Below are 21634 nucleotides of genomic sequence, written 5' to 3'. Positions count from 1 at the left end.
AAGTGGACTCCTGTTTACTGAACGTCGTGTGCTGAACTATTTTTCTGTTCAAAATGGTAACGACCGGTTTTCAGGCTGCTAGGCCCTTTGCGAGCGAATTTGAACATTAAGAACATTTCGGCAATTAAGAACAGTGTATACAGACCACAGATCAGAGCCATAGAGAAGATCAGGTCTTGTGGGGTTAAGTTAGAGTGTGCGACCGAAACCGGTAACACTTCACCAATTGCCCACGGTTGACGACCATACTCAGCCACGAACCAGCCTGATTCAATAGCAATCCATGGTAATGGAATACCAAACAGAGCCAGACGAAGCAGCAGTTTGCTCTTACCAATACGGTTACGAACAACTGACAGGAATGACCAACCGATGATTAACAGTAACGCGAAGCCGACTGCAACCATGATACGGAATGCCCAGAACAGTGGTGCAACATTAGGAATACTGTCTTTAACCGCTTTCTGAATTTGTTCTTCTGTCGCATCAACAACGTTTGGTGTGTATTGTTTTAACAGAAGGCCATAACCAAGGTCTTTTTTACTTGCTTCGAACGCAGCACGCAGTTCTGGGCTCTTATCACCAGCTAACAGCTGTTGTAATTGACCATAAGAAACCATACCGTTACGGATACGGACTTCGTGTTGCTTCATAAGATCTTTCAGACCTAATACTGGCGTGTCGATAGAACGCGTTGCAATAATACCCATCGCCCATGGAATTGAGATAGAGAATGTATTCTCTTGTTTCTCATTGCTTGGGAATGCGATTAGGTTAAATGCAGCTGGAGGCGCATGGGTTTCCCACTCTGCTTCAACAGCGGCCAGCTTCGTTTTCTGCACGTCACCCATTTCGTAACCTGATTCATCACCAAGAACGATAACAGAAAGAACGGCAGCCATCCCAAAGCTTGCAGCAATTGCAAAAGAGCGCTTAGCGAATGCCAAGTCACGACCTTTAAGCATATAGTAAGAGCTGATACCCAGAATGAACATGGCACCAGTACAATAACCAGCAGCAACTGTGTGAACGAATTTAACTTGCGCAACTGGGTTCAGGACTAGCTCAGAGAAGCTAACCATTTCCATACGCATTGTTTCGTAGTTGAAGTCTGCAGCGATAGGGTTTTGCATCCAACCGTTCGCAACCAGAATCCACAGCGCAGAGAAGTTAGAACCTAAAGCAACTAACCAAGTCACCGCAAGGTGCTGAGTTTTGCTTAAACGATCCCAACCGAAGAAGAATAAACCAACAAAGGTAGATTCTAAGAAGAATGCCATCAGACCTTCGATTGCCAGAGGCGCACCGAAGATATCTCCAACATAGTGGGCGTAGTATGACCAGTTAGTCCCGAATTGGAACTCCATAGTCAGACCAGTCGCAACACCCAGAGCGAAGTTAATACCAAATAACTTGCCCCAGAACTTAGTCATATCTTTATAAATTTGTTTACCAGACAGCACATATACCGTCTCCATAATCGCAAGCAAAAACGCCATACCGAGCGTTAATGGAACGAACAGGAAGTGATACATCGCAGTTAAGGCAAACTGTAATCGTGACAGTTCGACAATATCAAACATCTTGACTCCTTGCTCCTAGCAGGAAGACACCGACTTGCGGCAACCCAGCTTCCAGTGTTAAACAGGAAAGCCTCTTAACTACCAGCAAAAAATGCCTCAAAACAACAAATAATTAACAAAAGTAAAAGAAAAAACCTACCATAATAATAGTACGCCTATCTTCACATACAATAAACTTCTTTTACGTGATTCAGATTTGAATTCTGAAGTTATATCAATAATTATACCCTTTAATAGAAAAATGAGTATTTGATCGAGCACCAATTTAAGCAATTTGGGCAAATAAAGCTAGTGGTAATAAATTGATTTACGTCAATTTTTTCTCACTTGTTAATTGTTCTCGACCCGATTCAAATAATAGTTAGCCAGTTGTTAACTATCTGTTATTTTAATTGATATAGGTTTTTTTACTTTTTTAATAAGATTAAAACAAAATGATAACTTTTGTTTTTCTCAATCTAAAAAAGAATGTTTATTTATAATAGCAGCCCATTTCTAAATTATTACTTTATTTATTAATAAAGATAATTATCGTAGAAAAAGCCCTATATTCAGTTAATCAAAATAATTTCAAAATAAAAAATTGATCTAATATCAAATTAGGCTATTTCCCATTTTGTGCTATTTCATATTCAATAATAAACTTACTCAAAACTTACTATTTATGCTGATTTATTTTGGTATTACTCATTAAAAATCCTACCTTTTAAGCTTTTAGTAGGAATTACATGAAATAAGTACAATCATTAGCCATAAAAAAACCCGCGCTTCCTAGAAAGCACGGGCTTCGTCTCTTACGTTATACGAGCTATAAGCTCATATTGCGCTTATTTGTTTAGCATAGACTTCACAGCATCGCCGATATCAGCCAAGCTACGTACAGTTTTCACGCCAGCTGCTTCTAAAGCAGCAAATTTCTCGTCGGCAGTACCTTTACCACCAGCGATAATTGCACCAGCATGTCCCATACGCTTACCTTTAGGTGCAGTCACACCCGCGATATAGCCAACAACAGGCTTAGTAACGTGCTCTTTGATGTATGCAGCCGCTTCTTCTTCCGCGTTACCACCGATTTCACCGATCATCACGATCGCTTCAGTTTGTGGGTCTTCTTGGAATAATTTCAGGATATCGATAAAGTTTGAACCAGGAATTGGGTCACCACCGATACCAACACAAGTAGATTGGCCTAAACCTGCATCCGTTGTTTGTTTTACCGCTTCATAAGTCAGTGTACCTGAACGTGAAACAATACCAACTTTACCTGGCATATGAATGTGGCCAGGTTGGATACCGATTTTGCACTCGCCCGGAGTGATAACACCTGGGCAGTTAGGGCCAATCATACGAACGCCAGCTTCGTCTAATTTCACTTTAACGGTCAGCATATCCAGTGTTGGAATACCTTCTGTGATAGTGATGATCAGTTTGATACCTGCATCAATCGCTTCAAGGATAGAATCCTTACAAAATGGTGCTGGCACGTAGATAACAGATGCTGTTGCACCCGTTGCTTCTACTGCTTCACGCACAGTGTTAAATACCGGTAAACCTAGGTGAGTTGTACCACCTTTACCTGGCGTTACACCGCCAACCATTTTTGTACCGTAAGCAATAGCTTGTTCGGAGTGGAAAGTACCTTGACCGCCAGTGAACCCTTGGCAAATTACTTTGGTGTTTTTATCGATTAAAATAGACATTATTTAGCCTCCGCCGCTGCTACTGCTTTCTTAGCTGCATCTGTCAGGCTGTTTGCAGCGATAATATTTAAGCCGCTGTCTGCCAGTTTTTTCGCACCTAACTCTGCATTGTTACCTTCTAAACGTACAACTACTGGTACATTCACGCCAACTTCTTCTACTGCACCAATGATGCCGTCTGCAATCAGGTCACAGCGAACGATACCACCAAAAATGTTTACGAATACAGCTTTAACGCTCTTATCCGAAAGAATGATTTTAAACGCTTCAGTTACGCGTTCTTTGGTTGCACCGCCACCAACGTCAAGGAAGTTAGCTGGCGCACCGCCGTGCAGTTTAACGATATCCATGGTACCCATTGCAAGGCCCGCACCGTTAACCATACAGCCGATGTTACCATCCAGAGCAACGTAGTTAAGTTCCCACTTAGCCGCTTGAGCTTCACGCGCATCTTCTTGAGATGGATCGTGCATTTCACGCATTTCAGCTTGACGATACAGAGCGTTGCTATCCACGCCTAATTTACCGTCTAAGCAAACTAAATCGCCTTCAGTATTGATAACTAATGGGTTAACTTCGATCAGCGCTAAATCGCGCTCTAAGAACATGGTCGCTAATCCCATGAAGATTTTAGCGAATTGGCTAACTTGTTTACCCGTTAAGCCTAATTTGAACGCCAGTTCACGACCTTGATATGGCATTGGACCAGTCAGTGGATCGATAACAGCTTTGTGGATCAGTTCTGGTGTTTCTTCAGCAACTTTTTCAATTTCAACGCCGCCTTCAGTTGATGCCATGAATACAACACGACGTGTACCACGGTCAACGACTGCACCTAAATACAGTTCTTTAGCGATGTCAGTCGCGCTTTCAACCAAAATTTGGTTAACCGGTTGACCATTTGCATCAGTTTGGTAAGTAACCAGATTCTTACCTAACCATTTTTCAGCAAATTCGCGGATGTCATTGATATCTTTTGTAACTTTTACGCCGCCAGCTTTACCGCGTCCACCTGCGTGAACTTGGCATTTGATAACCCATGGACCATTACCGATTTTTTTCGCCGCAGCTACTGCTTCTTCTACTGATGAACAGGCATAACCAGTTGGTGCTGGTAAACCATAGCGTGTAAAAAGCTGTTTTGCCTGATACTCGTGTAAATTCATGATGTTCTATCCATAATTGAGTCTGGAGGAGCGTTTATCGCCCCTTGCAATTGTTACAGATTTAGCAGCCAGCGAACTGGCTGCATCGGTTACCTCAGACCGGACAGGTTGTCCCCCTGCCCTGTTATGTTTCTATACGTCTAGCAGTAAACGAGTTGGATCTTCCAACATATCTTTGATAGCCACTAAGAAGCCAACTGATTCACGACCATCGATTAAACGGTGGTCATAAGACAGCGCTAAATACATCATTGGAAGAATTTCTACCTTACCATTAACTGCCATTGGGCGGTCTTTGATGGCATGCATGCCTAAGATTGCGCTTTGTGGTGGGTTAATGATTGGAGTAGACATCAGAGAACCGAACACACCACCGTTAGTGATAGTGAAGTTACCGCCACTTAAATCTTCAACAGTTAATTTACCGTCGCGACCTTTGACAGCCAGCTCTTTAATATTTTTCTCAATATCAGCCATGCTCATTGCATCCACATCACGCAGAACTGGTGTTACCAGGCCACGCGGTGTTGATACCGCAATACTGATATCGAAATAGTTATGGTAAACCACGTCAGAACCATCGATAGAAGCGTTCACTTCTGGATAGCGTTTCAGTGCTTCAACCGCCGCCTTAATGTAGAAAGACATAAAGCCTAAACGTACACCGTGACGTTTTTCGAATGCTTCACCGTACTGCGCACGCAGGTCTTTAATAGGCTGCATGTTGATTTCGTTGAAGGTTGTTAACATCGCCGTGCTATTTTTCGCTTCCAACAGACGCTCTGCAATACGTTTACGCAGGCGAGTCATCGGAACACGTTTTTCACTACGGTGAGCTAATGGTGCTTGAGCTGCAGCTGGTGCTTGAGCCGCAGGTGCCGCAGCTGGTTTAGCTGCTAAATGTTTTTCAACATCTTCACGAGTCAGACGACCGCCAACACCAGTTCCCTTGATATCCGCAGGGTTCAGGTTGTGCTCAGCGACCAGACGACGAATCGCTGGGCTCAGTGCATCGTTGCTTTCTTCTTCTAAGCTCGCTGTTTGGCGTGCTGCTGGTGCAGGTGCTGCTTCTTTAACTTCAGCAGGAATACCGGTGCTATCGCCTAAACGAATGCGACCCAGTAACTGTTTAGATAAAACAGTTGCGCCTTCTTCTTCAATAATGGCTTCCAGAACACCTGCTTCACTTGCAGGAACTTCAAGAACAACTTTGTCTGTTTCGATCTCAACCAGAACTTCATCACGCTGAACACTGTCACCTGGTTTTTTATGCCATGTGGCAACCGCTGCATCAGCGACGGATTCAGGAAGATCGGGAACAAGAATTTCTACGCTACTCATTTTCTATCCTTTAATTATGCAATGTTCAAAGCGTCATTAACCAGGGCCGCTTGTTGTTCCTGGTGAACGGAGGTATAACCAACTGCTGGAGAAGAAGAAGCTGCTCGACCCGCATAGCGTAAAGTTGCGCCTGCTGGGATAGCTTCATGGAAATTGTGCTGGCTGCAATACCAAGCACCTTGGTTCAGTGGCTCTTCTTGGCACCAAACGAAATCTTTCACATGAGCATACTGAGCGAATACTTTTTGGATATCTTCACGTGGGAACGGATACAGCTGTTCAATACGCACGATAGCCACATCTTTTTGCTCTTTCTTACGACGTTGTTCTAATAAATCGTAATAAACTTTACCGGAACACATAACGACGCGTTTCACATCTTTCGGATTAATTTCGTCAATTTCACCGATAACTGGTTGGAATGAACCATTTGCCAGCTCATCCATGCTAGAAACTGCTAATGGATGACGTAACAGTGACTTAGGTGACATAACAATCAGAGGTCGACGCATATCGCGCAGTGCTTGACGGCGTAACATGTGGTAAACCTGAGCTGGTGTTGATGGCACACACACTTGCATGTTTTGATCCGCACACAGTTGCAGGTAACGCTCTAAACGTGCAGATGAGTGCTCTGGGCCCTGACCTTCATAACCATGAGGCAGTAACATGACCAGACCACACATACGACCCCATTTTTGCTCACCAGAGCTAATGAATTGGTCGATAACAACTTGCGCACAGTTAGCAAAGTCACCGAACTGAGCCTCCCAAATAGTCAGTGCGCGCGGTTCAGTTGTTGCATAGCCATACTCAAATGCCAATACTGCGTTTTCAGTCAGAACAGAATCCCAAACGTTGAATACGCCTTGACCACTATGAACATTTTGCAGAGGCACGTACACAGAACCATTGGTTTGGTTGTGAACAACGGCATGACGGTGGAAGAACGTACCACGACCCGCATCTTCACCAGATAAACGGATTGGAATACCTTCATCGACTAACGTACCGTAAGCCAGAGTTTCTGCAGCACCCCAATCGAGTAATTTTTCGCCTTTCGCCATTTCAGCGCGGTCAGAATAAATTTTCTCAACACGAGATTGCGCAACGATGCCTTCAGGGATCGTGCTCAGCTTAGTTGCTAACTCAGTTAAACGTTTAATATCGTAGTTAGATTTGTATTGCTCATTCCACTCATGGTTTAAGTACGGTTCCCATGTATAAGAATGCAGACCCATTTCACGATATTCTTCAACAACACAATCACCACGGTCTAATGCGTCACGATACAGGTTAACCATTTCAGTGACTTCATTCGCAGAAACCACGCCAGCTTCGATTAAACGGTCTGCGTAGATTTTACGTGGAGTTGGATGCTGTTTGATTTTTTGGTACATGATTGGCTGAGTTGCACTTGGCTCATCAGCTTCGTTATGACCATGACGGCGGTAACACACTAAGTCGATCATCACATCGCGCTTAAAGGTGTTACGGAAATCTAAGGCTAAGCGAGTCACAAATGCGACGGCTTCAGGGTCATCAGCATTAACGTGGAAAATAGGTGCCTGCACCATTTTCACGATATCAGTACAGTATTCTGTTGAACGTGTGTCTTTCGGGTTGGAGGTTGTGAAACCAACTTGGTTGTTGATAACGATACGCATGGTACCGCCAACTTCATAACCACGAGCCTGAGACATGTTCAGAGTTTCTTGTACAACACCTTGACCGGTTACTGCTGAGTCACCGTGAATGGTGATTGGCAGAACCATGTTGCTGCGCCCTTCGTCCAGACGGTCACGGCGAGCACGTACAGAACCGATAACTACAGGGCTTACGATTTCTAAGTGTGATGGGTTAAATGCCAGTGCTAAGTGAACACGGGAACCCGCAGTTTCGAAATCAGAAGAGAAACCTTGGTGATATTTAACGTCACCAGCACTTGAATGGTCTTTATGCTTACCAGCAAATTCATCAAATAATTCAGCTGGTTTTTTACCCAGAATGTTGATCAGGACATTTAGGCGGCCACGGTGCGCCATACCAAGCACCACTTCACGGGTGTCTTGTTTGCCTGCATGATGGATAAGATCCTTCAGCATAGGGATCAGTGCATCACCACCTTCTAAAGAGAAACGTTTTGCGCCTGGGAATTTTGCACCAAGGTAACGCTCAAGACCTTCCGCTGCTGTTAATTCAGCTAAGAAGCGACGTTTTTCTTCTTTAGAAAATTGCTGCGCAACATTCACAGACTCTAAACGTTGTTGAATCCAACGTTTTTCTTCTGTGTTAGTGATATGCATATATTCCGCACCAATGGAGCCGCAATAGATGCGTTTCAGGTGGTCATATAGCTCGCTGAGTTTCATGGTTTCTTTGCCAATTGCAAATGAACCCACGTTGAAAGTTTCGTCGAAATCTTCTTTGGTTAGGTTATGGAATGTAGGGTCCAGATCTGGAACGGCTTCGCGTTTCCAAAGTCCTAACGGGTCGAGATTTGCATTTTGATGTCCGCGGAAGCGGAAGGCATTGATAAGCTGCAAAACTTTAACTTGTTTTGCGTCGATCGTTGGATCGCTAACAGAGGTGTGGTAACGGGTAGAATCTTTTGCTAAGCGACGGAAGTATTCTCGTGCTTGCGAGTGTAATTGCTCACCGCTATTACCCGCTCCAGGTAGTTGCTGGAAGATTTCTCTCCATTCGACATCTACGGAATTAGGGTCAGTCAGATAATCTTCATAGAGCTGTTCTATATAAGACTGGTTCGCGCCTGCCAGAAAGCTTGAATCCAGCCAGTCCTTCATTACGCCGTTCTGCATTGTGATCCCTTAAGCTTTATAAGCTTTAGTTTTCGCCGTGGTTAACTAATCGCCGCATTTAAGCGACCTCGATAAAGGTTCTCTTGGACGTGCTTTTTGCATGTTCTCACTTTGGGAGTCCCTCTTATCAATTAAGGGTTTCCCTTTTAAGGAACCTTTAAAAACTGTCTACGGTTTTTAAAGGTTCCTTGCTTTCGCAAGTGTCTTCATCTGGTTTTGCAGTTGGCTTTTTACTTTCACTTTTTGACTTTTTACTTTACGTTTCAGTGATTCAATTTAAGACTTATACTTACTTTACGCTTATTTTTTACTTTAAGTACGTATTTTGTGCTATCCAAATTTAGCCTACGGCACCTAAGCGCCGCAGGCTGTATCGATTTAGGCGCTATGTTTCAATAACATAGACTTAATGTGACCGATAGCTTTCGTTGGATTTAGTCCTTTAGGGCATACATTGACACAATTCATGATGCTATGACAGCGGAAAACACTAAAAGCGTCGTTCAGATCATCTAATCGTGAATCTGTTTCAGTATCGCGACTATCAATTAAGAATCTATATGCAGCTAATAGACCTGCTGGACCGATAAATTTGTCCGGATTCCACCAGAAAGATGGGCATGAAGTTGAACAGCATGCACACAGAATACACTCGTAAAGACCATCAAGTTTTTCACGTTGTTCTGGTAGCTGTAAGTTTTCACGCGCCGGCGGATTCTTATTATCATTAAGAAGATACGGACGAATTTTTTCGTATTGAGTATAAAATTGTGTCATGTCGATGATCAGGTCACGAATCACTGGCAGACCTGGTAATGGACGGATCACAATTTTTTTACCACTACGGGTTAAAGCAGACAATGGCGTGATACAAGCCAGTCCGTTTTTACCGTTCATGTTCAGACCATCAGAACCACACACACCTTCACGGCAAGAACGACGGAATGAGAGTGTTGGATCTTGTTCTTTTAACTGAATTAACGCATCCAGCAGCATCATGTCACGCCCTTCTTTCACTTCAAGGGTGTAATCTTGCATGCGTGGCGCATTGTCTACATCAGGATTGTAGCGATAAATCGAAAATTCTAGTTTCATAGTTTATTTCTCCGCAACTGGATTAACACCACGCATTAATAGGTACGAATCTTCGGTGGGAAGGCTTCACGCAACTTAGGTTGCATGTTCACTTCACGACGAGTCATCGTTTCAGATTGCGGTAGATATAATGAGTGACATAACCAATTTGCATCATCACGATCTGGGAAGTCAAAGCGGCTGTGAGCACCACGGCTCTCTGTACGGAAGTTTGCAGCTTGTGCCGTGGCATAAGCAGTTTCCATTAGGTTATCCAGCTCTAAACATTCGATACGTTGGGTATTGAACTCAGTTGAAGTGTCATCCAGACGCGCATTTTTCAGACGTTCACGGATTTCTTTCAGCTCTTCTAAGCCCTTCGCCATTGCATCCCCTTCACGGAATACGGAGAAGTTGTTCTGCATACAAGATTGCAGTGCTTTACGGATATCAGTTGGATCTTCACCCGTACGCGCATTTTCCCAACGATTGAAACGAGCCATTGCTGCATCGATGTCTGATTCAGATGCATCACGCATTGGGCCCTGTTCCATGATGGATTCATTCAGATGTAAGCCAGCAGAACGACCAAATACCACGAGGTCAAGCAGGGAGTTACCACCTAAACGGTTAGCGCCGTGTACAGATACACATGCAATCTCACCCACAGCAAACAGACCCGGAATCACTTCGTCTTCGCCTTTTTCGTTATAGCGAATCGCTTGACCCGTCACTTTAGTTGGAATACCACCCATCATATAGTGACACGTTGGGATAACTGGGATTGGCTCTTTAACTGGGTCAACGTGGGCAAAGGTACGAGATAATTCAAGGATACCCGGTAAGCGAGATTCCAGAACGTCTTTTCCTAAGTGATCCAGTTTCAGTTTCGCGTGTGGACCCCATGGGCCATCACAACCACGACCTTCACGGATTTCAATCATGATTGAACGTGCAACAACGTCACGACCAGCAAGGTCTTTTGCGTTTGGTGCATAACGTTCCATGAAGCGCTCGCCATCTTTGTTCAGCAGATAACCGCCTTCACCACGACAGCCTTCTGTGACCAGAACACCTGCGCCAGCGATACCCGTTGGGTGGAACTGCCACATTTCCATATCTTGTAATGGAACACCAGCACGCACTGCCATACCCACACCGTCACCCGTATTGATGTGTGCGTTAGTGGTGGATTGGTAAATACGACCTGCACCGCCCGTTGCTAAGATGGTTGCTTTCGCTTTGAAGTAAACCAGCTCGCCCGTTTCCATGCAGATTGCAGTACAGCCTACGATATCGCCATCTTGGTTTTTCACTAAATCCAGTGCATACCATTCAGAGAAAATCGTAGTGTGATTTTTTAAGTTTTGCTGATACAGAGTATGTAACAGCGCGTGACCAGTACGGTCCGCTGCCGCAGCAGTACGTGCCGCTTGCTCGCCACCGAAATTCTTAGACTGACCACCGAATGGACGTTGATAAATACGACCATCATCAAGACGAGAGAAAGGCAATCCCATATGTTCTAATTCAAGGATAGCTTCCGGCCCTGTTTTACACATGTATTCGATAGCGTCTTGGTCACCGATATAATCGGAACCTTTAACAGTATCGTACATATGCCATTCCCAGTTATCAGGGTGTGTGTTACCGAGTGCAACAGTGATACCACCTTGCGCTGACACAGTATGAGAACGAGTTGGAAATACTTTAGATAACAAAGCACAAGATAGGCCTTGTTGAGAAATTTGTAGTGCTGCGCGCATACCTGCACCGCCCGCACCGATAACGATAGCGTCAAACTCTCTGATTGGCAGATTCATTTTATGCACCCCACACAACAATTGTTCCGTAAATTAAGTAAGCCAGCAAACCAACCACAATGGCCAGTTGCAGCACTAAGCGAATCGCCAGCGGCTTAACATAGTCAGTCAGTACTTGCCACATACCAATCCAGGCATGCACAAGAATCGAGAACAATGTGAGGATAGTGAATACTTTGGTCACAGAGGAGGCAAAGAAGCCACGCCATACTTCATAGGTAATATCATTAATTGCTACGAAGCCAACAATGTAGAGTACGTAGAGGACGATAACGATCGCCGAACCACGAATTAGCAGCCAGTCCTGGATACCAGTACGGCCTAAAGCTGATGCATTACTTACCATACTAAGATCCCCGCCAGAATTGCCAGAATTACAGTAATTACAAATGTAATTTTTGCGGATGAGTTGCCCGCAGCAAGGGTTTCATCAACACAACCGAAATCCATCAGCATATGACGAATACCACCACAAATGTGGTATGCCAGCGCTGTTAAGATCCCCCAAAGAATGAACTTAGCAAAAAAGCCAGTCATTATTTCAGACGCGTATTGAAAACCTTCTGGAGAGGAGAGAGAAGTCCCTAGCAACCAAAGCAGAATACCAACTGCGATGAGAGTAATGACGCCAGAGACACGGTGCAAGATCGACGATATTGCAGTAATCGGAAAGTGAATCGTCTGCAAATCAAGGTTGACAGGTCTTTGTTTTTTCACAATTTTGCCCACACAGCTCTTTATTATTTTCCATCCTCCGGACCTGGGGTGGAAATCAGACAGCGACAGGGGTACAAAATGCAACTTAACACAAACTTTAATCCATCATGTTTGAATAAAGTTGCATACTGATCACGCTGGGAACTCCTACTCAGGGTAATCCGGAGACCTGGCGTCAGTATAAAGTCTTCACATTGCTATTACAATTCCCACACAAAAGGTTTGGAGACATTTAGCCCGAACAGTGAGAAGGATCACGATTTAAACATTTTATATAAATGTGCTTATCTTATTTGACAATGATTCAACATTTATCTTACATATATGCCTGACAGATTTATCTGAATACGTTACGGATGACCCAAAGTCGTGTAGTAATGTGAATGAGTATGCAAGTATAAACAAAAGTTATGAAAGTTGTTTCCCTTACCACAAATAATGATATTGTAGAGAAAACAACAAAAAAAGAACATAACGCCCTATACACTCGCAAACAACCTAACCACATTGTTATCGGTATTGATATTGGTTGCCGGATTTCAAGGTTTTATGTGATATCCCGCTGATTTTCTCAACACACCGATAGAACAATGCTCAAAGACGCAGTATAACGCTGAGTTCTGGGTTGTTGAGTGTGGATTATCAAGCGCTAAGGAGACCGTAAATGGCTGATAACAAAGCTAAGATAATGACTGGAAGTAAAGGTGATTTCGAACTAGACATCCTAAGCCCGACCATTGGCCAAGATGTTATCGATGTACGAGCTTTAGGTTCTAAAGGGTTCTTCACATACGACCCCGGCTTTACTTCTACCGCATCCTGTGAGTCAAAAATTACCTATATCGATGGTGATAAAGGCGTTCTACTCCACCGTGGTTTCCCAATTGATCAACTCGCCACTCAAGCCTCATACCTTGAAGTCTGTTATATCCTGTTATACGGCGAAGCACCAACCCAAGAACAGTACAATACATTTAAAAATACGGTGACTCGCCACACCATGATCCATGAGCAAATCACTCGCATGCTTAATGGTTTCCGTCGTGACTCTCACCCAATGGCAGTTCTGTGTGGGGTAACAGGTGCTCTAGCAGCGTTCTACCACGATGCATTAGACGTTAATAACCCTCGCCACCGTGAAATCACCGCTTACCGTCTGCTGTCTAAAATGCCGACCGTTGCAGCGATGTGTTACAAATACTCTATCGGACAACCTTTTGTTTATCCTCGTAATGATTTATCTTATGCGGGTAACTTCTTGCACATGATGTTCTCTACACCATGTGAAGAATATGTGGTTAATCCAGTACTTGAACGCGCAATGGACCGTATTTTGATCCTGCACGCTGACCACGAACAAAACGCATCAACCTCAACAGTTCGTACCGCAGGTTCTTCCGGCGCTAACCCATTTGCGTGTATTGCAGCAGGTATCGCATCTCTGTGGGGGCCAGCTCATGGTGGTGCTAACGAAGCCTGCTTACGTATGCTTGAAGAGATTCAAACTGTTGAGCACATCCCAGCATTTATCGAACGTGCGAAAGATAAGAACGACTCTTTCCGCCTAATGGGCTTCGGTCACCGCGTTTATAAAAACCATGACCCGCGCGCTACCGTTATGCGTGAAACTTGCCATGAAGTCCTGAACGAGCTGGGTCTAAATGATAGCCTGCTTGAAGTGGCCATGGAATTAGAACGTATCGCACTGAACGACCCGTACTTCATTGAGAAGAAACTGTACCCTAACGTTGACTTCTACTCAGGTATCATCCTGAAAGCAATGGGTATTCCATCTTCAATGTTTACCGTTATCTTCGCAATTGCACGTACCATTGGTTGGATTGCACATTGGAACGAAATGCACGATGAAGGTCTGAAAATTGCACGTCCTCGCCAACTGTATACTGGCTACGACAGACGCGAATTCAGCTCTGAGTTAGATAAAAAATAATTTAATTCATTGATGACTAAAGCCTCGAAAATTCGGGGCTTTTTAGTTTTAACTCTCTATTTTTACGCTATTTTTCTTGCTCGATTCACCGCTGTATTCCCGGGGTGTCATCCCACTCATTTTGCGGAAAAAACTAATAAATGCGCTGTCGCTGGTCAAACCTAACTCTTGAGTAATAAATCCATAGGTTTTCTCCTGCGATAATAGCTCTATCCCTTTGATAAATCGCCATTGTTGTCGCCACGCTTGGTAGCTCATTCCAGTCTCTTTTAGAAAAATTCGTGTAATGGTCTTCTCACTGGCACCAACCGTTTGAGCTAATTGGTTCAAAGGCGGAGGCAGTCGTTCTAGGTCAAGGGACTTAAAACGTCTGTCTTGAGGTAAAGAAAGTAGCGTGGGCTCCTCTGTTGCATATTGTAATTCATCAATAAAAACAGGGAGTAACCTTGCTAATCGCCCTTCTCGCCAATCACTCTCAAAAGGCGCCACCGCGATGCGTTCCAATAACTCTCGAAGCAAAGGAGAGATACTTAAAATACACACCTGATCAGAGATTTGCTGCGCATATTCTTGGCTTAAGTAAACAGACCGATAGCCCACCGAAGCACGCATTTGCGCTCGATGGCGTGTAAATGGCGGGATCCATGCAACTCTCCCTGGCGGTAACAACGAGATGTTGTTCTCTAAACTAATACGAATGCAGCCTTGTTGTGTAAATAACAACTGCCCCATTTCATGGGTATGCGCTCCTGAATCATGTTGCCCCATTTGGGCTGCAATCCCCAATACGGGGGCATCATACCAGTGAGTTTGAAACTCATCCGTCTGTAATAACCACGCCATAAATGTCTCTTTTTTGATATTTATTGTCTTTATTATTGTAATAAGACAAATAAAAAGCCACTAAACTTTGCGCCATTCCACATACTTTGAAAATAAATAGGTAAATCAATATGGAACGCGTACTTTCATTATCTTTAGCAATAGCGCTAATGATGTTTCCGCAAATTGTCGAAACCATTTATAGTCCAGCGTTAACGGATATTGCGGCTGCATTTCAGGTGAATGCCGAGCAAGCCTCTCAAACGCTGTCGCTCTATTTCTTTGCTTTCGCTTTTGGTGTCGTATTTTGGGGCAGAATGTGTGATGTGATTGGGCGTCGTCCCACTATTTTGCTGGGGTTATTTCTATATGGTATTGCCTCTGTAAGCGCACTTTTTGTCTCGCATTTCTATGGGTTACTGCTACTGCGTATGTTATCTGCGTTTGGTGCTGCGGTAGGTTCTATTGGCACACAAACCATGATGCGAGACAGTTTCCAAGGTCATAAATTAGCCAAAATTTTCTCCGTGATGGGCATCGCCTTAGCGATAAGCCCTGCACTTGGGATGATTTTCGGTGCCAGCTTAGTTTGGTTAGGTAGTTACCGAGCCGTTTTTATGGGTTTAGCGTTGTTAGCTTCCATACTTTTGTTATGGTCATGTTATAAGCTTCCAGAGACCAAACCACAGAACGTGATCAAAACCCCATTTTTAACCACGTTTTTACACATGTTAGGGGATAAACGAATTCTCCAAAATGTGATATTGATTGCATTTTTCAACATTAATTTATTCAGTTATTACCAGCTTGGCCCCTTTATTTTTGAACAATTAACGTTCAACCAACAACAATTTGGTCTGACTGGGATTCTGTTAGCGTTTGGTGTCGGTCTCGGTTCACTGATTAATCGCACATTATTGGCGAAAACGTGGTCACCAGAAAAACTCGTTAAACTGGCAAGTGGGCTCTCTATTGTCAGTAGTGGTTTAGTTTATCTGCTACAAGGTCATATTGGGTTTGTGCTACCAATTATGGGCATTGTGGTGGGCTATGGGATCGCAATTCCGAATATTTTGGCGCACGCTCTGGATCATTATCAAGACAGAAAAGGCACCGCCGGCGCAATTTTAGGTTTGTTTTACTATTTAGGATTAGCTCTCGGATTAATGGCCGCCGGCGAGGTTCAAAACCTAGGGTTAGTGCTAACCACGTCAAGCCTAATACTGCTCCTTACCGCACTAAAATACCGAACTTGACCTGTTTGTAGTTAGTTTCTATTGTGTAGCTATTTCTATTACATAGCAATTTTCTATGCGTAGTTATTTCTATTGCATAGCAATTTTCTAAATAGTTCATGCTGTGGCAAGGCGGTGAACAAAGACAGCTTGGGGAGCATACATAAGTATGTGACCCAAGTGGCTGCGTGAAACCAACACAGCCACAGCATGAAATATGACGAAAATTTAAGCGGGGTTGTCTATATCGATGAACGTTGCATCCACCTCATGATTATCATTCAACCACTCCGTCAACGCCTTAATCCCATAACGCTCTGTTGCGTGGTGCCCTGCACTGTAGAAATGGATCCCCATCTCTCTTGCGATATGAATGGTTTGCTCTGACACTTCCCCTGTCACAAACGCATCTACACCAAATTCTGCCGCTTGCATAATAAAGCCCTGGCCACCGCCAGTACACCATGCAATTTGACGAATTTCTTCTTTGGCGTTATCACCACAATGCAATACTTTACGCCCTAAGCGATTTTCTAAACGCTCGGTTAATTCCGCGGGGGTAATGGGTTGGTCGAAAAAGCCAAATGGCATCAGTGGCTCAATGTTGCCATTGACTTGCACACCCATAATATGGGCCAGTTGCGCATTGTTACCTAATACTGGGTGAGCATCTAATGGTAGGTGATAACCGTACAGGTTAATGTCATTCGCCAGCAATGTTTTTAGGCGATTTCTTTTCATACCTTTGATAATGGCCGGTTCGTTTTTCCAAAAGTAGCCATGATGCACAATCACCGCATCGGCATTGAGTCTGACCGCTTCATCCAATAATGCTTGGCAAGCTGTCACGCCTGTCACGATTTTTTTAACATGAGGGCGACCCTCTACTTGTAATCCATTTGGGGCATAGTCTTGGATTTCACTGACTTTCAGCTCGTCGTTAATCAGTTCTTCTAACTTAAAATTATGCATAATCGTGTCCTTTACCTACTGAATTCCTACTTATTCATATTCAATTAGCATAAACGTAAATGATATTTTTTTCTGCTGTATTTATTGGCAAACTCACACAAGCTAAGAATTCAGTCAAATTTGAAAGAGAGATAATTAAACAAAAAGGCTCCCCGCTGAGAGCCTTCTTGAGTTTACAAAATTGCGACTATTATTAGTCTTTCTTCGATTTATTCGCAAAGAAAATATCAGATTGAATGTCTTCAGTTCGAATAGTGAAAAGTTGGTTAGTTAAATCCTCAGTGAGCTTCTCAGCACTAGCCATCACATCCAGATTAAACTTGTTAAGCATTTTATTGGCGGCGGCTTTATCTGTTTTCGCCATTTTTAAGTAATTCACTTCCATGGCTTTTTGCTCTAACGCCGTTTTTGCTTCCCACTCTTGGTAGGCTTTTTTCACAATAGGCGCCAGTTTAGGGTAGTCCGTCATCACTAATGTTTGTAATTTACGGTATTTCCAATAAATAGAATCGCTGTCTGCCTTGTCTGTCCCAATACCATAATGTTTTGGATAAACCTCTAACCCACTATAGAAAGGAACAAACGCGGTCAAATCCGCCATTCCTAGACCAACATATGTCACTTCACCAATTTCTTGAGGTAGCTCTGGACGAACTTGCATCACATGCGCTTCATAAGTTCTAAATACGCTGATTGGTCGCCATGGCTCTTTTCCGTTTAAGCCATTGGTATACGGGTCATGTTCCGTGCCTTCAAAGTGATTACGTAACATGGCTTTCGCTTCTTCGACAGAGACTTTTTTCTCTGGTGTTAAGAAAGGAGCAAAATTTCTACCATCTGCAATATCTTGTTTTAACGATGGATTAAACTGCTGCTGAATGATCCAAACCCGCGGATCGTTATAATCACGATCACGCTCATCATCACGCGTATAGGCTTTAGAAAAATTGAATGCGCCATCTTTAGCTGGGTTGTATAACCCCTTTTCTACTGCAAATTCAACCAGGTTTTTAGAACCTAGCATATCGGGATTATTCACCTCAAACGCTTGTAAACGCCCCTGATTACCCGTTGCAAAGTATTTATCTTTTGCAATTTTTTGAGCCATCCATTGATGACCCGTTCCCGTTTCTAAATACCACAGTTCATTTTTATCGACGACAGCAACACCAAAACCTTCACCAGCACCTTGGGTTTCAATAATATTACCTAAAATCTCCACCGCTTCACGGGCTGTTTTTGCGCGGGAAAGAAGTACATCTGGAATATCATCTTCGGTAATTCCAGTTTCTTCAACATAGGGATCGAACGCTAATGCTTTAGGAGAAGCAAATATAGATTCAGTACCACTGACTCCTACACCTAATTCATTAAATCCTGTCGCACCATGTAATTGTGTTTTCCAATTTGGCACAGTTGTATATCGCAATGAATTTTTTGGTAATGGGTAGGTAAAATTATTAGCACCATTATGTTCTTTTGTACTGTATATTCCGGATTGATTTTTCTTTGCTGGATGTATGACAAAATGCTGAGCTTTTAATGCGCTGCTATCAGCGCTTCTCGCGATAATTAACGAGCCATCATTCGTGGCTTCACTACCCGCAAGCAGAGTGGTACAAGCCAATCCCGATGATATTAATGCGATATTAATTGACAATGCGATAACACATTTTTTAAATAGAATCATGATATTCCTCATTTGCCATTTATAATTAAATATCTTTTGAATTTTAATAAAATAAAATATAATTTTATTGGGAATGGATATTAGCAATGAGATAAAGATAATTACCGTGATTCACTTCTCAGTGTCAAATAAGTTAATTTATTTAAATTTCAAATTAAATAACATGACTTTAATTTAAATAACATTGAAGTATAGGAATTAATTATTATGATTTTTATATAAAAAAATCCCCACAATTAAATTATTGCAGGGATATCTTTTTAGTGAATTGAATCACTGATTAACGATGGCTTTCCATCGTCACTTCTGAGCTAGCCAACCACACAGGCTTGTCGCTTGTTTTAGCCCAGACTTTATGCAGGTAGCTATAAAATCTTGCTCTTTTTGGGTAAAAAACCATAACCGGAAACGCAATAATGCCAGCTGTTACAGCAGCAGTGCGGCGTAAAAGTACCTGATTACGGGAATATTCTTGATATGTGGACATCGATATCCTCCTTCAGTAGCCACTTAATTTTGCCGATTCCAGTTTTGCTCTTTACTTCTATTTCACTTAATTCACGTTTAACTCAATTCGCATTGAGCGTAAATCACCAAAGAGGCACTAAAATCGAACACCAAAGTTAATCTTCATTAACGGAATCTATAATAACGCAATTTGTGTAATTAAACTACTCATCTGACCACTTAAATATAAAATAAATTAACTTTTTGACTCAGTTTCGTTGTTTTATTACGAAATGTAGCAAGATACCGTATAAAACAAACAAATAAATTACATTCAATTAACAAACTATACTTGGATAATCTCTTCATCATCACGAAGCGATTTTAATTGGGCATTTTTATACTATTTTTACACCCCACCTGGTTTTTTTATCAGCTTCTTTACAAGCAAATGCCTAACCTAGCGCAATGGAAATAATAAGGAGATAACAATGTCACTACTTTCCATTTCTGGGGCAGTTCTTGTTGTTGTACTGCTGGTTTATCTGATTTATGCCCTGCTCAACGCGGAGAATTTCTGATATGGCCACCTATGCGTTTTTATTGATCGCCAGTTTTTTACTGGTTCTTATGCTGTTAGCAAAACCACTCGGCAACTTTATTGCTTATCTGATTGATGGTGATATGCCGCGTGCTATTGCCAAAAGTGAATCGGTATTCTGGCGATTAAGCGGAATCAAACAAGTGGGGCGCGATCTCCCTGAGATGAATTACTGGCAATATGCCATCGCCATTTTGCTATTTAACCTACTGGGTTTTGGCTTACTATTCGTTATTTTAATGTGCCAAGGCTCATTACCGCTCAACCCCCAACATTATCCGGGAATGAGCTGGGACTTAGCTTTCAACACAGCCATTAGTTTTGTGGCTAATACCAACTGGCAATCTTATAGCGGGGAAAATACCCTAAGTTACCTGAGCCAAATGGTCGGGTTAACCGTACAAAACTTCCTTTCGGCAGCCACAGGGATCGCCGTCGTGTTTGCACTTATTCGTGCATTTTCACGCCACGGCAGCAAAACGATTGGTAATGCTTGGGTTGATTTAGCGCGTATCACGCTGTATCTCCTGCTGCCATTATCCATTATTTTCGCTTTATTCTTTGTCAGCCAAGGGGTTATTCAAAACTTCTCCCCTTATGTTTTGAGTAACAACCTTGATAGTGCGCCACAACTGTTACCAATGGGGCCTGTTGCGTCCCAAGAAGCCATCAAATTATTGGGAACTAACGGTGGCGGATTCTTTGGGGCTAACTCATCTCACCCATTTGAAAACCCAACGGCATTAAGCAACTTTGTTCAAATGCTGGCTATCTTTCTTATTCCAACGGCACTTTGCTTTGCTTTTGGTCGTACCGTTTGTGATAACAAACAAGGTCACGCCCTGTTATGGGCAATGGCGATTATTTTCGTGATTGCCGCCGCCGTTGTGATCCATGAAGAATATGTCGGCAACCCATTCTTAGGCGAGTTGCACGCAAGCAGCACCGCTAACCTTGAAGGAAAAGAGAACCGCTTTGGTACATTAGGATCTGCGCTGTATGCCGTTGTCACCACCGCGGCATCTTGTGGTGCAGTCAACTCAATGCACGATTCTTACACTGCATTAGGTGGCATGGTCCCTATGTGGCTAATGCAAATAGGTGAAGTGGTCTTTGGGGGCGTCGGTTCAGGTTTATACGGTATGTTGCTGTTTGTTTTACTTGCTGTGTTCTTAGCGGGATTGATGATTGGTCGTACTCCTGAATACCTCGGTAAAAAAATCGAAGTACGTGAAATGAAAATGGTGGCACTGGCCATCCTTGTCACTCCAACTTTAGTGCTACTCGGTACCACTATTTCACTAATGACCGAAGCAGGACGCGCCGGCATTCTTAACCCGGGCGCTCACGGATTTAGCGAAGTGCTATATGCCTTCTCATCCGCCGCTAATAACAACGGCAGCGCCTTTGCAGGATTAAGCGCGAACACGCCGTATTACAACGTGATGCTGGCATTAGCTATGTTCCTTGGGCGTTTCGGTGTGATTTTCCCAGTATTAGCGATTGCAGGCTCTATGGCAGTAAAAAAACCACAAGCCGCCAGCCTTGCAACATTGCCGACACACGGTCCACTGTTTATCGGTTTATTAATCATGACTGTTCTTCTCATTGGTGCACTGACTTTTGTCCCTGCGCTTGCGTTAGGGCCAATCGCAGAACATCTGCAAATTTGGTTAGCGGCATAATGAGG

General features: G+C 43.2%; 17 protein-coding genes. 4 read left to right on the top strand and 13 right to left on the bottom strand.

Annotated features, from left to right (window positions below; translation table 11 throughout):
• Positions 1 to 14 precede the first annotated feature (14 nt).
• The 9 genes from cydA to sdhC form a co-directional block, all read right to left on the bottom strand.
• Complete coding sequence (gene cydA / locus QS795_RS04690; RefSeq protein WP_154604644.1) at positions 15 to 1583, bottom strand: cytochrome ubiquinol oxidase subunit I; 1569 nt, start codon at positions 1581 to 1583, stop codon at positions 15 to 17.
• A gap of 827 nt (positions 1584 to 2410) precedes the next feature.
• On the bottom strand, positions 2411 to 3283 hold the full coding sequence (gene sucD / locus QS795_RS04685; protein WP_036947794.1) for a succinate--CoA ligase subunit alpha: 873 nt from the start codon (positions 3281 to 3283) through the stop codon (positions 2411 to 2413).
• Positions 3283 to 4449 carry an ADP-forming succinate--CoA ligase subunit beta gene (gene sucC, locus QS795_RS04680; RefSeq protein WP_006660449.1) on the bottom strand — a complete coding sequence of 389 codons (1167 nt, stop codon included), beginning with the start codon at positions 4447 to 4449 and terminating at the stop codon, positions 3283 to 3285. Before sucC ends, sucD begins: the two co-directional genes overlap by 1 nt.
• Positions 4450 to 4581: 132 nt before the next feature.
• Positions 4582 to 5790: a 2-oxoglutarate dehydrogenase complex dihydrolipoyllysine-residue succinyltransferase gene (gene odhB, locus QS795_RS04675; RefSeq protein WP_036947796.1), complete on the bottom strand. Its 1209-nt coding sequence runs from the start codon at positions 5788 to 5790 to the stop codon at positions 4582 to 4584.
• A gap of 14 nt (positions 5791 to 5804) precedes the next feature.
• Complete coding sequence (gene sucA / locus QS795_RS04670) at positions 5805 to 8612, bottom strand: 2-oxoglutarate dehydrogenase E1 component (RefSeq protein ID WP_154639005.1); 2808 nt, start codon at positions 8610 to 8612, stop codon at positions 5805 to 5807.
• A gap of 378 nt (positions 8613 to 8990) precedes the next feature.
• Complete coding sequence (locus tag QS795_RS04665; protein WP_036947808.1) at positions 8991 to 9707, bottom strand: succinate dehydrogenase iron-sulfur subunit; 717 nt, start codon at positions 9705 to 9707, stop codon at positions 8991 to 8993.
• 35 nt (positions 9708 to 9742) lie between these two features.
• Positions 9743 to 11509 (bottom strand): succinate dehydrogenase flavoprotein subunit, encoded by a 1767-nt coding sequence (sdhA, locus tag QS795_RS04660; RefSeq protein ID WP_108479381.1) that lies wholly within the window; start codon positions 11507 to 11509, stop codon positions 9743 to 9745.
• A 1-nt stretch (position 11510) separates the two neighbouring features.
• On the bottom strand, positions 11511 to 11855 hold the full coding sequence (sdhD, locus tag QS795_RS04655; protein WP_036947812.1) for a succinate dehydrogenase membrane anchor subunit: 345 nt from the start codon (positions 11853 to 11855) through the stop codon (positions 11511 to 11513).
• Entirely contained in the window at positions 11849 to 12238 is a 390-nt protein-coding gene (gene sdhC / locus QS795_RS04650; protein WP_004909059.1) for a succinate dehydrogenase cytochrome b556 subunit, read from the bottom strand. The genes sdhD and sdhC overlap by 7 nt, the downstream gene beginning before the upstream one ends.
• Before the next feature lie 652 nt (positions 12239 to 12890).
• Here sdhC and QS795_RS04645 point away from each other — a divergent pair.
• Entirely contained in the window at positions 12891 to 14177 is a 1287-nt protein-coding gene (locus QS795_RS04645; protein ID WP_036947815.1) for a citrate synthase, read from the top strand.
• A 48-nt stretch (positions 14178 to 14225) separates the two neighbouring features.
• On the opposite strand, the gene QS795_RS04640 is transcribed toward QS795_RS04645, so the two are convergent.
• Entirely contained in the window at positions 14226 to 15020 is a 795-nt protein-coding gene (locus tag QS795_RS04640; protein WP_286270147.1) for an AraC family transcriptional regulator, read from the bottom strand.
• Between the two features lie 110 nt (positions 15021 to 15130).
• On the opposite strand from QS795_RS04640, the gene QS795_RS04635 reads away from it, so the two are divergent.
• Positions 15131 to 16255, top strand: a complete 1125-nt coding sequence (locus QS795_RS04635) for a Bcr/CflA family efflux MFS transporter (RefSeq protein WP_318626960.1) — start codon at positions 15131 to 15133, stop codon at positions 16253 to 16255.
• 207 nt (positions 16256 to 16462) lie between these two features.
• Here QS795_RS04635 and QS795_RS04630 read toward each other — a convergent pair whose 3' ends face one another.
• The 3 genes from QS795_RS04630 to QS795_RS04620 form a co-directional block, all read right to left on the bottom strand.
• Positions 16463 to 17206 carry a type 2 GTP cyclohydrolase I gene (locus QS795_RS04630; RefSeq protein WP_154604639.1) on the bottom strand — a complete coding sequence of 248 codons (744 nt, stop codon included), beginning with the start codon at positions 17204 to 17206 and terminating at the stop codon, positions 16463 to 16465.
• Between the two features lie 193 nt (positions 17207 to 17399).
• Entirely contained in the window at positions 17400 to 18896 is a 1497-nt protein-coding gene (locus tag QS795_RS04625) for a C69 family dipeptidase (RefSeq protein WP_286270142.1), read from the bottom strand.
• A gap of 280 nt (positions 18897 to 19176) precedes the next feature.
• Complete coding sequence (locus tag QS795_RS04620) at positions 19177 to 19383, bottom strand: YbfA family protein (protein WP_006660462.1); 207 nt, start codon at positions 19381 to 19383, stop codon at positions 19177 to 19179.
• Positions 19384 to 19834: 451 nt separating this feature from the next.
• Here QS795_RS04620 and kdpF point away from each other — a divergent pair, with 451 nt between their 5' ends.
• Positions 19835 to 19924, top strand: a complete 90-nt coding sequence (gene kdpF / locus QS795_RS04615) for a K(+)-transporting ATPase subunit F (protein WP_071524944.1) — start codon at positions 19835 to 19837, stop codon at positions 19922 to 19924.
• Between the two features lies 1 nt (position 19925).
• Entirely contained in the window at positions 19926 to 21629 is a 1704-nt protein-coding gene (kdpA, locus tag QS795_RS04610) for a potassium-transporting ATPase subunit KdpA (protein WP_286270137.1), read from the top strand.
• The last annotated feature ends 5 nt before the right edge of the window (positions 21630 to 21634 follow it).

It is taken from the genome of Providencia zhijiangensis, from assembly GCF_030315915.2.
In the GTDB taxonomy this organism is placed as follows: Bacteria; Pseudomonadota; Gammaproteobacteria; order Enterobacterales; family Enterobacteriaceae; genus Providencia; species Providencia zhijiangensis.
This window is presented reverse-complemented; position numbering and strand designations above follow the sequence as displayed.

Bases quoted from the DNA above. Each gene is read 5' to 3' on its own strand.
- cydA (WP_154604644.1), bottom strand. From the start codon at position 1,583: ATGTTTGATATTGTCGAACTGTCACGATTACAGTTTGCCTTAACTGCG.
- sucD (WP_036947794.1), bottom strand. From the start codon at position 3,283: ATGTCTATTTTAATCGATAAAAACACCAAAGTAATTTGCCAAGGGTTC.
- sucC (WP_006660449.1), bottom strand. From the start codon at position 4,449: ATGAATTTACACGAGTATCAGGCAAAACAGCTTTTTACACGCTATGGT.
- odhB (WP_036947796.1), bottom strand. From the start codon at position 5,790: ATGAGTAGCGTAGAAATTCTTGTTCCCGATCTTCCTGAATCCGTCGCT.
- sucA (WP_154639005.1), bottom strand. From the start codon at position 8,612: ATGCAGAACGGCGTAATGAAGGACTGGCTGGATTCAAGCTTTCTGGCA.
- QS795_RS04665 (WP_036947808.1), bottom strand. From the start codon at position 9,707: ATGAAACTAGAATTTTCGATTTATCGCTACAATCCTGATGTAGACAAT.
- sdhA (WP_108479381.1), bottom strand. From the start codon at position 11,509: ATGAATCTGCCAATCAGAGAGTTTGACGCTATCGTTATCGGTGCGGGC.
- sdhD (WP_036947812.1), bottom strand. From the start codon at position 11,855: ATGGTAAGTAATGCATCAGCTTTAGGCCGTACTGGTATCCAGGACTGG.
- QS795_RS04645 (WP_036947815.1), top strand. From the start codon at position 12,891: ATGGCTGATAACAAAGCTAAGATAATGACTGGAAGTAAAGGTGATTTC.
- QS795_RS04640 (WP_286270147.1), bottom strand. From the start codon at position 15,020: ATGGCGTGGTTATTACAGACGGATGAGTTTCAAACTCACTGGTATGAT.
- QS795_RS04635 (WP_318626960.1), top strand. From the start codon at position 15,131: ATGGAACGCGTACTTTCATTATCTTTAGCAATAGCGCTAATGATGTTT.
- QS795_RS04630 (WP_154604639.1), bottom strand. From the start codon at position 17,206: ATGCATAATTTTAAGTTAGAAGAACTGATTAACGACGAGCTGAAAGTC.
- QS795_RS04625 (WP_286270142.1), bottom strand. From the start codon at position 18,896: ATGATTCTATTTAAAAAATGTGTTATCGCATTGTCAATTAATATCGCA.
- QS795_RS04620 (WP_006660462.1), bottom strand. From the start codon at position 19,383: ATGTCCACATATCAAGAATATTCCCGTAATCAGGTACTTTTACGCCGC.
- kdpF (WP_071524944.1), top strand. From the start codon at position 19,835: ATGTCACTACTTTCCATTTCTGGGGCAGTTCTTGTTGTTGTACTGCTG.
- kdpA (WP_286270137.1), top strand. From the start codon at position 19,926: ATGGCCACCTATGCGTTTTTATTGATCGCCAGTTTTTTACTGGTTCTT.